The 15,086-nt window shown below is 56.9% G+C and carries 9 protein-coding genes and 1 pseudogene; 7 read left to right on the forward strand and 3 right to left on the reverse strand.

The genetic code is table 11. The features are described 5' to 3' along the window. Positions 1-57: 57 nt before the first annotated feature. From P4L78_RS02705 to P4L78_RS02720, 4 genes are all read left to right on the forward strand, one after another. On the forward strand, positions 58-1,584 hold the full coding sequence (locus P4L78_RS02705; RefSeq protein ID WP_309326848.1) for an OmpP1/FadL family transporter: 1,527 nt from the start codon (positions 58-60) through the stop codon (positions 1,582-1,584). Between the two features lie 86 nt (positions 1,585-1,670). Continuing rightward, a complete protein-coding gene (locus P4L78_RS02710; RefSeq protein WP_309326850.1) occupies positions 1,671-4,043 on the forward strand; it encodes a 3-hydroxyacyl-CoA dehydrogenase/enoyl-CoA hydratase family protein in 2,373 nt (790 codons plus the stop codon). 217 nt (positions 4,044-4,260) lie between these two features. Beyond that, positions 4,261-5,466, forward strand: a complete 1,206-nt coding sequence (locus P4L78_RS02715) for an acetyl-CoA C-acyltransferase (RefSeq protein WP_309326852.1) — start codon at positions 4,261-4,263, stop codon at positions 5,464-5,466. Between the two features lie 359 nt (positions 5,467-5,825). Beyond that, positions 5,826-6,416 (forward strand): chalcone isomerase family protein, encoded by a 591-nt coding sequence (locus P4L78_RS02720; protein WP_309326854.1) that lies wholly within the window; start codon positions 5,826-5,828, stop codon positions 6,414-6,416. 228 nt (positions 6,417-6,644) lie between these two features. Here the strand turns inward: P4L78_RS02720 and P4L78_RS02725 are convergent, their stop codons facing one another. Continuing rightward, on the reverse strand, positions 6,645-7,121 hold the full coding sequence (locus tag P4L78_RS02725) for a hypothetical protein (protein ID WP_309326856.1): 477 nt from the start codon (positions 7,119-7,121) through the stop codon (positions 6,645-6,647). Positions 7,122-7,175: 54 nt separating this feature from the next. Between P4L78_RS02725 and P4L78_RS02730 the strand changes: the two genes are divergently transcribed. From P4L78_RS02730 to P4L78_RS02740, 3 genes are all read left to right on the forward strand, one after another. Then, a complete protein-coding gene (locus P4L78_RS02730; protein WP_309326858.1) occupies positions 7,176-8,945 on the forward strand; it encodes a BamA/TamA family outer membrane protein in 1,770 nt (589 codons plus the stop codon). Positions 8,946-8,947: 2 nt separating this feature from the next. Further along, the gene (locus tag P4L78_RS02735) at positions 8,948-12,796 is read left to right on the forward strand and encodes a translocation/assembly module TamB domain-containing protein (RefSeq protein ID WP_309326860.1); all 3,849 of its coding nucleotides are present in this window, start codon (positions 8,948-8,950) and stop codon (positions 12,794-12,796) included. 285 nt (positions 12,797-13,081) lie between these two features. After that, complete coding sequence (locus tag P4L78_RS02740; RefSeq protein ID WP_309326862.1) at positions 13,082-14,227, forward strand: SGNH/GDSL hydrolase family protein; 1,146 nt, start codon at positions 13,082-13,084, stop codon at positions 14,225-14,227. A 97-nt stretch (positions 14,228-14,324) separates the two neighbouring features. On the opposite strand, the gene P4L78_RS02745 is transcribed toward P4L78_RS02740, so the two are convergent. Beyond that, positions 14,325-14,759: a phosphoribosyltransferase family protein gene (locus P4L78_RS02745; protein WP_309326864.1), complete on the reverse strand. Its 435-nt coding sequence runs from the start codon at positions 14,757-14,759 to the stop codon at positions 14,325-14,327. Positions 14,760-14,840: 81 nt separating this feature from the next. Next, positions 14,841-15,047: pseudogene (locus P4L78_RS22855) on the reverse strand (double zinc ribbon domain-containing protein); the annotation flags it as partial. Between the last annotated feature and the right edge of the window lie 39 nt (positions 15,048-15,086).

The following is a 15,086-nucleotide window of genomic DNA, read 5'->3' on the forward strand; positions in this document are numbered from 1 at the left end:
AGGAGCGGCGGGTCCCAAAAAAATCGCAGTCAGAAGCTGCGTTTGAAGGAGAGTACGATGAAGAAGATGGTCTGCGCGTTACGCATGATTGGAGCCGGGAGTCTGGTGGTTGTCTCCAGTCATGCTCTGGCTTCGGGATATACCTTCGGCGTGCAAAGTATCAGTGCGCAAAGCGTGGCGAATTCAAATGGTGCAGAAGCCAAAGACGCTTCGGTACTGTTTTATAACCCGGCTGGTATGACCCGCTTGCAAGGTGACAATATCTCCGGCGGTGTGGTGTTGCTTGATCCGTCGATCAAGGTTTCCAATGCCAGTTCCACCACGGTAGGTGGTGTGCCGGTTCAGGGCAATAACGGTGGCGATCCAACCGAACTGGTTGCGGTGCCGCAGTTGTATTACACCCACCAGGTCAATGACCAGATGTTCGCCGGTATCGGTTTCTTTGTGCCGTTTGGTGACTCTGTCAAGTACGACAGCGGTTGGGTTGGTCGTTACAACTCCACTCGCCTCGATATGCGCACTTACGCATTTAACCCGTCGTTTGCCTACAAAGTGAACGATCACCTGTCGCTGGGTGTGGGTTTCACTGCGCAATACATGGACGCGTCTTTCAAGAAGAAGGCGGACTTCGGTTCACTGGCCGCACAAGACCTGAAAGCAACGCTGAGCACCCCGGAAGGCCAGCAGCAACTCACCACCCTGGTTACCCAGATGGTAGTGAACGGCATGCTGACCCAGGCACAGGCCCAGCAAATTCAGGCTTCGCTGCCTACCGCTATTGCTGCCATGCAAGGCAACGCCAAGTATGACGGCGAGCTGAGCTATGAAGGCACTGACTGGGGCTTTGGCTGGAACATCGGCGCGTTGTATGAGGTCGATCCAACCTTGCGTTTCGGTGCCGCTTATCGCAGCAGCATCAAGCAAAACCTGTCGGGTGATGCCGAGTGGAACGATCCGCAGAATTTCAACCTGGATGGCTTGTCCAACTTCGGGGCCGCCGGTTCAGTGCTGAACGCTGCACTTAACAAGACACTGCAAGGCGCTTTCTCGGCCTTTGAAGATGGCAATGGCAAGGTTTCCGTCAATACGCCTGATACCGTGTCGCTGAACTTCTTCAAGCAAATCAACGACAAATGGGCAGTGATGGGCGACTGGACCCACACCTGGCACTCCAAGTTTGACGAACTGCGTTTGCAGTTCGACAACGGCTTGCCAGATGCGGTGATCGAGCAAAACTGGAAGAACACCAACCGTTATTCGCTGGGTGCAACTTATCAGTACAGCACGCCGTTCCAGCTGCGTTTCGGTATGGCGTACGACCAGTCGCCAGTACCAAGTTCGACTTACCGGATTGCAGCACTGCCAGACAGCAACCGGATCTGGTATTCGCTGGGCTTTAACTATGCGGTCAACAAGGATATGTCGGTCGACGTGGCTTATACCTACGTGAATATCCAGGGTTCGCATATGAATAACAACGAAGGTTGCGTACTGCCAACGTGTACCGGCAGTGGCACCACCACTGTGGCTGACTTCAGCAGCAATGCCAATATTCTTGGCGCGCAGTTGAACTACCACTTCTAAACGAGGTGGGCCGGCCCGGCGTTGTTGGCTGGGCTGGCCTGTTCGGCTCCCGCAAGGGAGCTGGTTCTACATGGGATATATTGCAAATGGTCCAGACAGCCAACATCCGCCGCGTCGCCGTTTTGGGCGCCGGGGTGATGGGCGCGCAGATTGCCGCTCACCTGGTGAACGCCGGTATCGACACCGTGCTTTTTGATTTGCCGGCCAAAGAGGGTGATGCCAACGGCATCGTCAAAAAGGCGATCGACAACCTGAAAAAGCTCAAGCCAGCGCCGTTTTCCAGCGCAGCTCGTGCCGAACATGTCGCCATGGCCAATTATGGTTCCGATCTGGAACGGCTGGCAGACTGCGATCTGATCATCGAAGCGATCGCCGAACGCCTGGACTGGAAGCTCGACCTTTACGCCAAAATTGCCCCGCACCTGGCACCACACGCCATTCTGGCAACCAATACTTCTGGCTTGTCGATTGGCAAGCTGGCTGAAGGCGTACCGGCAGAACTGCGTGATCGCTTCTGCGGTATTCACTTCTTTAACCCGCCGCGCTACATGTACCTGGTCGAGCTGATCCCGACTGCACATACCGCTGCCGCCCAACTGGACGCACTCGAATCCTTCCTGGTGACACGTCTGGGCAAAGGCGTGGTTCGCGCCAAAGATACGCCTAACTTCATTGCCAACCGCATCGGTGTGTTCTCCATGCTGGCAACGATTCATCACGCCGAACGCTTCGGCATCCGCTTTGATGTGGTCGATGACCTGACTGGCCCGCGTCTGGGTCGGCCCAAGTCCGCTACGTTCCGCACCGCTGATGTGGTGGGCCTGGATACCTTCGCGCATGTCGTGAAGACCATGACTGACAACCTGCCGAACGATCCGTGGCATGCCCATTACCAGGCACCGGCCTGGATGCAGGCACTGATCGAAAAGGGCGCGCTGGGCCAGAAAACCCGCGCCGGTATCTACAAGAAAGAAGGCCGCGATATTTTCGTGCTGGACCCAAAGGCCGGTGAGTATGTGCCGTCGGGCCAGAAGGGTAGCGATGAAGTCAAAGCCATCCTGAAAATCGAAAACCCGGCCGAACGTGTAGCCGCACTGCGTGCCTCGGCCAACCCGGAAGCGCAGTTCCTGTGGTCGTGCATGCGCGATGTGTGGCAATACATTGCCTACTGGCTGGGCGACATCGCTGGTAACGCGCGGGATGTGGACTTCGCCATTCGCTGGGGTTTCGGCTGGAAGCAAGGCCCGTTTGAAATGTGGCAAGCCGCAGGCTGGAAAGCCATCGCCGCCGCCATCAACGAAGATATCGCCGCTGGCAAAACCATGAGTTCGGCCGCGTTGCCGGCTTGGGTGGCGCAACGTGATGGTGTGCATGCGGCAGAAGGTAGCTACAGCGCCGCGGATAACAGCCTGAAGCCAGCGTCGAACCTGCCGGTGTATCAACGCCAGATTTATCCGCCGACCGTCTTCGGTGCCGCCGAGCCTGTTTATGGCGAAACCGTATTCGAGAACGACGGTGTGCGTATGTGGTTGCGCGCTGGCGACGACGTGCCGGTGCTGACCTTCAAAACCAAAGCGCATTGTGTGGGCGCAGCGGTGCTGGAAGGCGTACAAAAGGCCGTCAAGATTGCCGAAGACCGCTTCCCCGGTCTGGTGATCTGGCATCCGGAAGCGCCGTTCTCGGTCGGCGCCGATCTGGCCAGCATGGGCCCGGCTTTCATGAGCGGCGACTTTGCCGCGATTGAAAGCATGGTGCACGAGTTCCAGAAGACCTCGATGACCATTAAATACAGCCAGGTGCCGGTGGTTGCTGCCGCACAAGGTTATGCGTTTGGTGGCGGTTGCGAGTTCCTGATGCACTCGGCGCGCGTAGTTGCTGCGCTCGAAACCTACGTGGGTCTGGTGGAAGTGGGTGTTGGCCTGCTGCCAGCGGGCGGCGGTTGCAAAGAGTTTGGGCTGCGTGCCTCGCGTGAAGCCAAGGGCGGCGACATCCTGGCCGTGCTCAAGGATTACTACATGGCGATGGCGATGGCCAAAGTCGGTACTTCAGCAGAAGAAGCCAAGGAAATCGGCTACCTGCGTGAGTCGGACATCATCGTCTTCAATGCGAACGAAATCCTGCACGTGGCGCAATCGCAAGTGCGCGCCCTGGCGGACAGCAACTACAAAGCGCCGGTCAAACCCAAAGCGTTTGCCGTGGCTGGCCGTACCGGTGCGGCAACGATTCGTGGCCAACTGGTGAACATGCTGGAAGGCGGTTTCATCTCCAAATACGACTACTTCATCGGCTGCCAGATTGCTGATGTCGTAACGGGTGGTGACGTCGATGCGGGCGCACTGGTGGATGAAGAGTGGATTCTCAAGCTGGAACGCGAACGCTTCATGGCCTTGCTGAAGAAGGGCAAGACCCAGGAGCGGATCATGTACATGCTGGAAAACAACAAGCCATTGCGGAATTGATCCTGGCTGTATTGGTAGATCTGCGTAGGGTGCGCATTCGTGCGCACGCGTTCAGTGCATGTCGGTCATTCAAAACAAGTAACGGTGCGCATGAATGCACACCCTACGACACTTTTGTAGTGCCCGGATATTGAAGTGGCGTAATGACATTGGTGTGCAGCGTGGTTGCACCCCTCACACCTAACCTCTTACGCCTCACACATACAAGGAGCTCACCATGAGCAAACAGATTCAAGAAGCCTACATCGTCGCCGCCACGCGTACACCAGTGGGCAAAGCCCCGCGCGGGATGATGAAGAACGTCCGTCCGGATGACATGCTGGCCCACGTTATTCGTGGCGCGCTGGCACAAGTGCCGGGGCTGGACCCATCGCGTATCGAAGACGCCATTGTTGGTTGCGCCATGCCCGAAGCCGAGCAAGGCATGAACGTGGCGCGGATTGGCGTGCTGCTGGCCGGCCTGCCCAACACCGTTGGCGGCGTCACCATCAATCGCTTCTGCTCGTCGGGTATCAACGCCGTGCAAATGGCGGCTGACCGCATTCGCACTGGCGAGGCCGACATCATGATCGCTGCCGGGACTGAAAGCATGTCCATGGTGCCGATGATGGGCAACAAGGTCGCGCTGAACCCGGAAATTTTTGCCAAGGATGAAAACCTGGGCATCGCTTTCGGCATGGGTCTGACCGCAGAAAAAGTAGCGCAGCAATGGCAAGTCAGCCGCGAAGACCAGGATGCCTTTGCCGTTGAATCACATCGCCGCGCGCTGGCTGCCATTGAAGGCGGCAAGTTCCGTGATGAAATCTCCCCGCTGGATGTGACCTACCGCGTGCCGAATCTGGCTACCGGTGAAGTCGAGCTGATCAGCAAGACCCTGACCACCGACGAAGGCCCGCGCCGTGATACCAGCCTGGAAGGGCTGGCCAAACTGAAGACCGTGTTCGCTGCCAAGGGCTCGGTCACTGCGGGTAACAGCTCGCAGATGTCAGACGGCGCGGGTGCGGTGATTCTGGTGTCCGAGCGCATCCTCAAGGAATACAATCTGACCCCGCTGGCGCGTTATGTGAGCTTTGCGGTGAAAGGCGTTCCGCCAGAAATCATGGGGGTTGGCCCGAAAGAAGCCATCCCGGCCGCATTGCGCGCCGCTGGGTTGTCCAAAGATGATCTGGCCTGGATCGAGCTGAACGAAGCCTTTGCTGCGCAAGCGCTGGCAGTGATGCGTGATCTGGGTCTGGACCCATCCAAGGTCAACCCGCAAGGTGGCGCGATTGCCTTGGGTCACCCGCTGGGCGCAACCGGTGCCATCCGTGCAGCAACCATCGTTCACGGCATGCGCCGTGAAGGCATGGCCGGGAAATACGGCATGGTCACCATGTGTATCGGTACCGGGATGGGCGCCGCCGGCATCATCCAGTCGCTTTAAGCCACATACGAAAACGGGTGCGCCGGACTTGAGCGTTGTTCGCGCCATGCAGTTTCCCCTCGCTGGTCTATGCCCGCGTGGGGCTCTGCACGCCGTAATCTGGTTCGATACAACGTCGCTGGAGTCAGCCACCGGTTTTCGTCGCACCTCGTGTGCATTGTTTTCTTCACGCTCTGCCTTTTTTGCCCGCGGCTATCCACTGCGGGCTTTTTTTATCCAGAATTTATCCAGAATTTCCGGGTTTTCACGCAGTACATCAGAACAGGGGCAGCACCAAAGCCGCGATGCATATACAGGTCCGCACGGATGCTCAATTGCACTCACAGCTTGGTCTGACTCCAATTATGGAGAGATGCACCATGAAGCTTAAACAATCCTGCTTATTGGGTTTGACGCTGGCGGCCGCGCTGGCCTTGTCGGCAGCTGATGCACTGGCGCTGGAAATTGGCGGCCAGTCCGTGACCGACCACGCTGAGGTGGCCGGGCAGAACCTGCAACTGGACGGCGCGGGGATGCGCAAGAAAATCATTTTTGATGTGTACGTGGCTGCGCTATATAGCGCGAACAAAACCACTGACGCCAATGCCGTGATCAACGGTACGGCACCGCGCCGGATGGAACTGCGCATGATGCGCGGCGTTTCTGCATCGACCATGCATGAATCATTTGTGGAAGGCCTCAAAGCCAACGTGAGTGAAGCCCAATTGGCCGCACTCAAGCCAAAAATTGGCGCGCTGGAAAAGATCTTCAATGAAGTCAAAGCGGTAGAGAAGGGTGATTTGATCACCATGGACTTCATTCCAGGTCAGGGCACCAAGGTTAGCGTGCGCGGCAAAGTGTATCCGCTTATTGCCGGTGATGACTTTTCTGCAGCCATGTTGTCGATCTGGCTTGGCCCCAAGCCAGTACAAGACAATTTGAAGGCAGCCCTGCTGGGTAAGCCAGACTGAAAACGGGCGATCGTCACTCGCTAAAAAAGGAGGCCTGGAGCCTCCTTTTTTTATGCTTTTCTTGATGCACGGCATTGGTGCCGGACATTGTTCAAACTTGTGCGTAGTGAGGTGTTTCACTTATTTGCGTAGTATTCCTACGTCTCAGTTTGTTGGGTTTTTTACATTTTGCAACGCAATATAATATTGATTTATAAATGTATTTTATTCTATTTATGTAACAATGCTTCATATTGTTACGAAGTTATTACGTAGTAATTCTACGAAAATGCTTGCACCAGTTTTGTAGTGGATGTAGTATTCACTCATTCCAAGCAGCGCGCTTGACACCTGAAGTTCCAGATCATCAAGGAGATGGAAATGCGTACCTTTATTCGAATTATAAAGAACGCCGAACGGGTTCAACGTCTGCTGGTCAAGTCTTACGGTTGGCAATTGACGCTGTGCCCGCGTTGATTTGACAACCCTGTGCTTCGGCACAACATCGGTTTTAAGCTCTCCTAGGCTTAAAAACACGGCGCAAGCCGTTAGCTTTATCGACTCCTCCATCCTCTGATGCCCGTGGAACATATCCGCCCCAAGCGGTTTATGTCCCGGGCTGTTTTTTTGCCTGTAGCTCCCGCAACGGCGCATTTCTGGCCCGACCTTTCTGAATTCGCGCCACTTCGTTTCTTTTCCGGATATTTCGTACGGGTTTCGGTTCACCGCAGCCCGGCAGTTCGGTAAAGTAGCGGCTTGTTTTCAAGTCTTCGAAATTTCATGCCATTGCTGTTGCGAATCTTGTGTTTGTGCCTGTCGGGGATGTTGCTCCGGCCCGCGTTCGCATCGGATTCTGAATCCCCGAAGATCAATAGCTACAAGATTGATATCACCGCGCCTGGCGACGTCAGCGATCTGCTCAAGTCCTATCTGGATATCTACAAGTGGCGTAGCCAGAAAAACCTGGCTGTCGATGAGCTGCAGGCTGCGGTGGAGCGCACGCCGCAAGATGTCACGTCTTTGCTCAGTACCGAGGGTTATTTCAAGCCCGAGGTCAATGCGCGTATCGCCCAGGAAGGCGACAGCTACCACGTATTCGTGACGGTGAATCCGGGCCCGCAAGTGCACGTGCGCAAGGTGGACCTGCGTTTGACCGGGGCGGTGAATGAAGACCCGGTCTATCGCGACGCCTTGCTGGCTCGGCTCAAACGCAAACCGCCGCTGGCCGAGGGCGCAGTCTTTACCCAAAGCAGCTGGGATCTTTATAAACGGACAACGTTGAATGTCTTGCTGAGCCGCCGTTATGCGGGCGCACGCATTACCGAAAGCGAAGCGCTGGTGTCGCCAGATGATGCCGTGGTCGATCTGACACTGGTGCTCGATAGCGGTCCGTATTACCACTATGGCGACGTGAATATCAAAGGCATGCAGCGTTATCCGGAAAAAATCGTGCGTGACCAGATACATCTGGCGCCCGGTGCGGAATATCGCCGTTTTGAGTTGCTGAACCTGCAAACCAGTTTGCAAGAGATGCCGCAAATCGGCACCGCCGTGGTTGATGCCCAGCTCGACAACCAGCCGCCATACAACGCGCCCATCGAGATTGCGGTGCAGGAGGCGCCATTGCAAAAGCTGGGGCTATCTGCCGGTTACAGCACCAATACCCGCTATCGCGGGCAGCTGGATTATCGCTATAACAACGTCGCTGATATGGGGTGGGTATCGACGACCAAAGCCGTGTATGAAGGGCTGGAGCAATCGTTCAATACCGAGCTGGCTTTCCCCAAACAGCCTGATGGTTACTATCACAAGATTTATTTCACCGGTGAACACAGCATTGTGCAAAACCTGGATACGACGACCTATAAAGGTGGCGTTTCCCGCACGGTGAATGATCGCAATATCGATCGCACCTTGACCCTTGAATACCTCTCCGAACGTCGTGATGCGGGCGACGGTAATATTGATCGACCGCATTCGCTCTCGCTCAATTACCAGTGGATCCGTCGCGATCTGGATAACCAGCGTGACCCGCACAAAGGCACGATCTGGCAGGTCGAAGGCGGCGGCGCGTCGGGTGCGTTGCTGTCGACCCAAACGTTTATCCGGCTGTACAGCAAGGGCGCTTTGTACTGGCCGGTGGGCGAAGAAGGAATCTTCATCGGGCGTCTGGAAGGCGGGGAGAACTTCTCGCGCAATCCGGCTGAAGTCCCGACCGACTGGCTGTTCCGGGCCGGTGGCTCGGGCAGCGTGCGCGGCTACGATTATCAAAGCCTGGGCGTGAAAGCCGACGATGGCACCATCAATCCGGGCCGCGTACTGGCGACGTCCAGTATCGAGTACCAGCACCCGGTTTATAAAGCCTGGCGTGGCGCCGTTTTTGCCGATTACGGCGACGCCGCTGATACCTGGCAAACCTGGCAGGGCCATACCGGCGTGGGCGTGGGCGCGCGCTGGATCAGCCCGGTGGGTTCGATCGGGGCCGATGTCGCTTATGGTGTAACCGATGCCCGGTGGCGCTTTCACTTTGCCATGGGGTTGGCGTTCTGATCATGGATGACATGCTCGATCAATCGCCTCATCCTGCCGATCAACCCAAAAAGCCGCGCCGTAAATGGCTGCGCTGGGTTGTGCTCACGCCGCTGTGCCTGGTGTTGTTTATTGCGCTGGTTGTGGCCGGTGCCGCCTGGTGGGTGGATACGGCCAGCGGGCATCGCTGGTTGCAACAAAAAGCAGCTGCCACCGGCATGGTGCAGATTGGTGCCGTTGAGGGTTCGCTGTATAGCAATCTCACCGTGTCGAACCTGGTTGTGGATACGCCGGAAGTACATGTGGCGATTGATCGCGCTCAGCTGCGCTGGCATCCGCTGGAGTTGTTTTCCTCACGCCTCGGGATTGATGCGCTGGATGCGGGATCGGTGCGCATCACAACCAAACCGCAACCGCCCAACAAACCAGCATCGCCGCCGCCGACCAGTCTGGATTTGCCGATTGCGCTGCGCGTGGACGACTTTCAGGTGGCGCGACTGGAAATCGTCAATACGCCGCTGGTGTTTACCGGACTGAAGGCCTCGCTTAAGAGTGATGGCGAGCAACATCAATTGCGATTGGCGCAACTGCTGACCCCGCGCGGTAGCGTGCAGGCCGATCTGCAGCTGAACGGGCAAGCGCCATTCAAAACGGTGGGGCAGGTGCAGTTTCACGGGCATCTGGACGGTAAGAACATCCAGGCAGGCCTGCAACTGAACAACACGCTACGCGACCTGGAAGTGCAAGGGCGTTTGCAAGGTGAAGTTGCGCAAGCCAGTGTGTCGCTGCGCGCCGACGTGTTTGCCGAATACAGCTATACCATGCTGCATGAGCTAAAGCTGACCGCCGAACGGGTCAATCCGCAGCAACTGATGCCCAATCTGCCGCAGGCTTCGCTCTCGGCCCAGATGACGTTGACGCCCCGCGCCAAAGACCGCGCCGATGGCACCATCATTATCAGCAACCCGGCCGCCGCCACGCTGGACGATGGCGCGATTCCGGTGACCGAGGTGGCCTCCAGCTTTACCGTGTTTATGGATCGGCTTGATCTGGAAAACTTCCAGGCCAAGCTGTTAGGCGGTGCCAGAATCACCGGTCAGGGCGAGTTCCGCCAGGACAAACTCGCCGCTTCGTTCAAGCTGGATGCGCTGGATATCTCGCAACTGCTCAAGCGCCAGCCGCCAACGCGTTTGTCGGGCGACATCCAGTTGCGTGGCCCGTATAAAGCGCCGGATGTATTGGCCAAGCTGAACGACGCGCGTTACAAAGCGTCAGCGGATGTTGATCTGGGCTGGATCAATCCGGAAAAAGAACGTCGACTGGCGATTCGTAAACTTAATCTGGCGCGCGGCCTGGCCAGTGTGGCGTTGTCCGGCGAGTTTGCGCTGGATGGCAAGCAGGATTTCAAAGCCAGCGGCAAGTTTGCCAAGGTGAATCCGGCCGAATACGTGGCGGCACCGGTTGGCAGCATTAGTGGCGATTTCACCGCTGCCGGGCAGCTGCAGCCAACGTGGCAGGGGCAACTGCAATACAAACTGGCCAACAGCACATTCAACGGCCAGGCGCTGGCGGGGCAAGGCCAGGCCAAAGTCGACGCCACGCGGATGGTAACGCCAGGTTTGTGGTTGCAACTGGGTGCCAATCGGGTTGATGCCAAAGGCGCTTTGGGCGCGGCCAAGGATCAACTCAGTCTGCACATTGCCGCGCCGCATATTGCCGATTTTGGCCAGGGTTTCGGCGGTGAACTCAACGGTGATGTAACGCTGCTCGGCGGTTTCAAGCGTCCGGAAATCCAGGGCAAGCTGGCCGCGCATGCACTGAAGACGCCATTTGGCGTGCAGGTGGCCGAAGCCAAAGTCGATGCGCGCCTGTTCCCTGATCTGAATAGCCCGATTCACGCCAATATCGAATTGACCGATGCCACGGGTTTTGACGCCACGGTGCAGTCGCTCAAATTCAATCTGGAAGGCACGCGTGGGCAGCATCATGCGGCGCTGGACATGCAGGGCAAATATCAAAATCAGCCAATTTCGGCTAGCTTTGCCGCCGCCGGTGGGCTGGACGCGCAATGGCGCTGGCAAGGCCGGATCGAGAAACTGCTGGCTCAAGGCCCGCTCAAACTGGATTTGCTGGCCCCGACCACGCTAACCGCAGGTGCGGGTGAGGTGGCGCTGGCCGATACACGCATCCAGCTGGGCAATGGCCAGATACATATTGCCCGCTTTAATTTAAAAGACGGGCGCATTGCTACCGCTGGCGAATTGCAGAAAGTGCCGCTGGCGGATTACCTCACTGTGGCCGGGGTGAAAAACCTCGCGTCCGACATGGTGTTGTCGGGTCATTGGAACTTCAGCGGAACAGACGTGCTTGATGGCAGTCTGGACGTCCAGCGTGATTCGGGCGATATCCGTCTGATCGGTGATGGCCCGCCGCAGCCATTTACGCTGACTGATGCTCACGTCAAAGTCCAGGCCAGCCAATCGCGAGTGGCGCTGAGCGGGCTGGTCTCGAGCGAGCGATTCGGGACTGTGAATCTGGACGGCGGCACGCTGCTGGATTGGCATGACAAACGTATCGCGCCGGGCGCACCGCTGACATTGAACGTGGTCGGTAATATCGAGAAGCTGGACAAGATCGCCCCGTTGATCAGTAGCAATATCGCGTTGGCTGGCAGCATCAAGTTTGATATCCACCGCGCCGGTACGCTGGATGAGCCCAAGGTATCCGGCAATGTGGATGGCCAGCAGCTGGATATCCGTGATTCCGCTACCGGTATCGCGCTCAAGGACGGCACGGTGCATTTGAGCATGCTGGATAACCGTCTTACGCTCAAGCAGTTCGAGTTCCATGGCGGGCAGGGCGTATTACGCGCCGACGGCACCATGGATATCGGCAAGGAAGGCCCGCACGCCCAGGCCAATATCACGGCCGAGCGGCTCACTTTGATCAACAAACCAGACATGCAATTGATCGTGTCGGGTAAAGGCCTGGTCGGGTACGACAAGGACGGTATCTCGGTAAAAGGCAATATGCGCGCTGACCATGGTCTGGTGCGGTATCAAGCCTCGGGTGAGCCACATTTGTCGGACGATGTGGTAATTGCCGGTGCCAAACGCCAGCAAAAAGCCAATGTGCCGCTGGCCGCATTGCAGTTTGAGGTGGATCTGGGCGATGACTTCACCTTCAAGGGTTACGGTCTGGATGCCCGCCTGGCTGGGGCGCTCCGCCTGCGCGCCAGCCCGAACCAGTCGCTCTCGGCACTGGGCACAGTGAGTGTGGAAGATGGCAAGTACGCCGCCTATGGACAGAACTTGAGCATTGAACGCGGGGTGCTGTCTTTCTCCGGTCCGCTGGATAACCCGGCACTGGATATCCTGGCTATGCGGCGCGGGCTGTCGGTCGAGGCCGGGGTCGCAGTCAAGGGCACCGCCAATTCTCCGCGTGTCACGCTGTATTCCGAGCCTTCGGTGCCGGATAACGAAAAGTTGTCCTGGCTATTGTTTGGGCACGGCACCGATGGCATGGACAAGGGCGATGCAGCGGTGATGGTGCAGGCGCTCAATACCTTGTTGTCTGGCGATTCTTCCGGTCAGGGACTGTCGCAAGAACTCTTGGGCACCATCGGGATTGATGAGGTTGGCATGAGTTCCGACAAACACGCCGATGGCACGACCACCCAAGTGGTGTCGATCGGCAAGCGTCTGACCGACAAAGTGTCCATTGCCTTTGAGAAGAGTCTGGATGGGCTGGAGGACGCCATCAAGCTCACATTGCGGCTTTCACGCAACTGGTCGATCGTTACCCGTTTTGGTGCCTACGAAAGTACCCTGGACGCCACCTATAACATCAGCTTTGATAAATGGCCCTGGTAGCGCGGTTTTATTGGGCTCTACGCCAGAAAAGGACAGCTTGCGCTGTCCTTTTTCATTGGGTCCGTCATGGCGTTTGCATATTGCGCGGACTCAAACGCGACGCTTGCTGAAACTGCTTATTGTTGGGTGTGTTGCACGCTTATTACGCTGCACCTTGTAGTCGGACAAAAAACACTACAAAACCGGTACACTCTGTGCCCTGTTCCACGCAGGGCGCCGGAATTCGTTCTGGCCTGCAAGTTAAACAAACGAATGATTTAATCATCAAAAGGTAAGGAGATGCGCATGCGCACAAACGGAATCGGAGCGCTATCGGCGCTGGTTGCAGCACTGTTTCTGGCCGGTTGTGGCGGCGGTAGTGATGGTGGTAATGACTTCAATGACAATGCTGGCAATACGACTCAAGCGAACATCAAAGAGGTGGTTTCGTTTGGCGACAGCTTGAATGATGTCGGTACGTACAATCCGACAACTTCTCCGGGCCTGCCGGCTTCAGGCTACAACTACGCCGGTCTGCCGTTCACAACCAAGCCGGGCAATACCTGGGCTTCGTACGTGGCGCTGCAATACAACTTCTTGCTGCTGCCGTATGAGCGTGTCGACTTTGGTATTCCCAAGTCGGTGGTCCCAACCGGTACGGGTCAGGTCGTACTGACGGGTGGTACCAGTTACGCCCAAGGTGGTGCCACAGTACAGACCGATGATATCAATGGTCCTGGTGGTGTCGTGACCGTGACCCTTCCGGGGTATGGTCCGACCCCGGTTCAAGAAGCGACGCAACTGTCGGTGAAAAAGCAGATCGATACCTATCTGGCCAGCCGCAGCAGCTTCAATGCGCATCAACTGATTCTGGTGGATGGCGGTGCCAACGATATCCTCAATTTCCTGAGCGGCCTGAGCACCAATCCAGCCAATGCTGCTAACGCGACTGCTGTTGTCACTGCCGCTGCCACTGGCATGGTGACCCAACTGCAGCGTCTGGTTGCTGCAGGTGCTACCAATATCGTATACGTCAACGTGCCTGATATTGGTACCACGCCGTTCGCGACCATGTTGCTGGCTTCCGCCAATCCGCAATTGCCCGCACTGGCAACGCAGATGAGTACCGGCTATAACCAGGCTGTCGCGGCTGGAATTGCCAATACCAAGATCATCACCTTCGATACAGCCGCCATGTTGAAGAACGTGCAGGCCAACATGTCGCAATACGGCATGGTGAATGTGAATTCGCCAGCTTGTAATGCCAAGGCACAAACATCCACAACCGATCCGACTTCGCTGACCTCGTTGATTTGCTCCACCGCGACCCTGGTAGCACCGGGTGCAGACAGCAACTACCTGTTCGCGGACTATGTGCACCCAACCAATGGCGCGCACAAAATCTGGGCGGGTCTGGTCATGCAACAGATTTTGCCAAGCATCCCGAAATAAAGATTTGAAAACACAAGAAGAAGGCGTCGGCGACCTGTCGACGTCTGAGAAGCGCAGCCACAAGCTGCGCTTTTTTTTGCCCGTCATTTGCCGCTGTTCAGAGGGTTCGGGCCAGCACCCAGGCATCCACCTGGCGAGCGCCCGCCTGCAGCAAGGTGCGGGCGGCTACATGCAAAGTCGCGCCACTAGTCATTACGTCGTCGACCAGCACGATATGCAAGCCACGCGCATTGGGTGAAGCCTGAAACGCGCGGCGCATATTGCGGGCGCGAGCGGCAACGTCCAGTTGCGTCTGGTGGCTGGTGTCGCGAATACGCTGGAGTAGATCGGGCTGCACCGGGACACCCAGCTCGCGCTGCCAGACTTGAGCTATCTCCATACTTTGGTTGAAGCCCCGTTCACGCAAGCGGCTGGCATGTAAAGGCATCGGCACCAGGCAATCGGGTCGCGAGCCGATCCGGTAGTGCGATGCGCTGATCTGCGCAAGTAGCGCGAACAACGACCAGCGCTCACCAAATTTGCCTGCAGGCACCAGTTTCGCTACATGTGTTTGGTACGCGAATGCAGCCAGCGTGTGGGTAAATGCGGGAGGGTTATGATGACATTCTGCGCAAATCTGCGCGTTATTTGAAGGCATGGCGCAGCGCGGGCACAAGGCGATATCCAGCCATGGCAGCGCCAGTTGGCAGGCATCGCAAATACCCTGCCTCCCATCGCCCCCGCACAAAACGCATTGGGCAGGTGGCAATAAACCGTGCCTGAAAAGGCTTAACCATTGGTTGTGTAGTTTGTTCAGAAAATTATTCTTATAAATTGACAATTAAGGATGCCTCCGCTGAAAATGCCTCATCGACATTTT

It is taken from the genome of Silvimonas sp., assembly GCF_031291215.1.
Classification (GTDB): Bacteria; Pseudomonadota; Gammaproteobacteria; order Burkholderiales; family Chitinibacteraceae; genus Silvimonas; species Silvimonas soli.

Bases quoted from the DNA above. Each gene is read 5' to 3' on its own strand.
- P4L78_RS02730 (WP_309326858.1), top strand. From the start codon at position 7,176: ATGCCATTGCTGTTGCGAATCTTGTGTTTGTGCCTGTCGGGGATGTTG.
- P4L78_RS02720 (WP_309326854.1), top strand. From the start codon at position 5,826: ATGAAGCTTAAACAATCCTGCTTATTGGGTTTGACGCTGGCGGCCGCG.
- P4L78_RS02710 (WP_309326850.1), top strand. From the start codon at position 1,671: ATGGTCCAGACAGCCAACATCCGCCGCGTCGCCGTTTTGGGCGCCGGG.
- P4L78_RS02705 (WP_309326848.1), top strand. From the start codon at position 58: ATGAAGAAGATGGTCTGCGCGTTACGCATGATTGGAGCCGGGAGTCTG.
- P4L78_RS02715 (WP_309326852.1), top strand. From the start codon at position 4,261: ATGAGCAAACAGATTCAAGAAGCCTACATCGTCGCCGCCACGCGTACA.
- P4L78_RS02740 (WP_309326862.1), top strand. From the start codon at position 13,082: ATGCGCACAAACGGAATCGGAGCGCTATCGGCGCTGGTTGCAGCACTG.
- P4L78_RS02735 (WP_309326860.1), top strand. From the start codon at position 8,948: ATGGATGACATGCTCGATCAATCGCCTCATCCTGCCGATCAACCCAAA.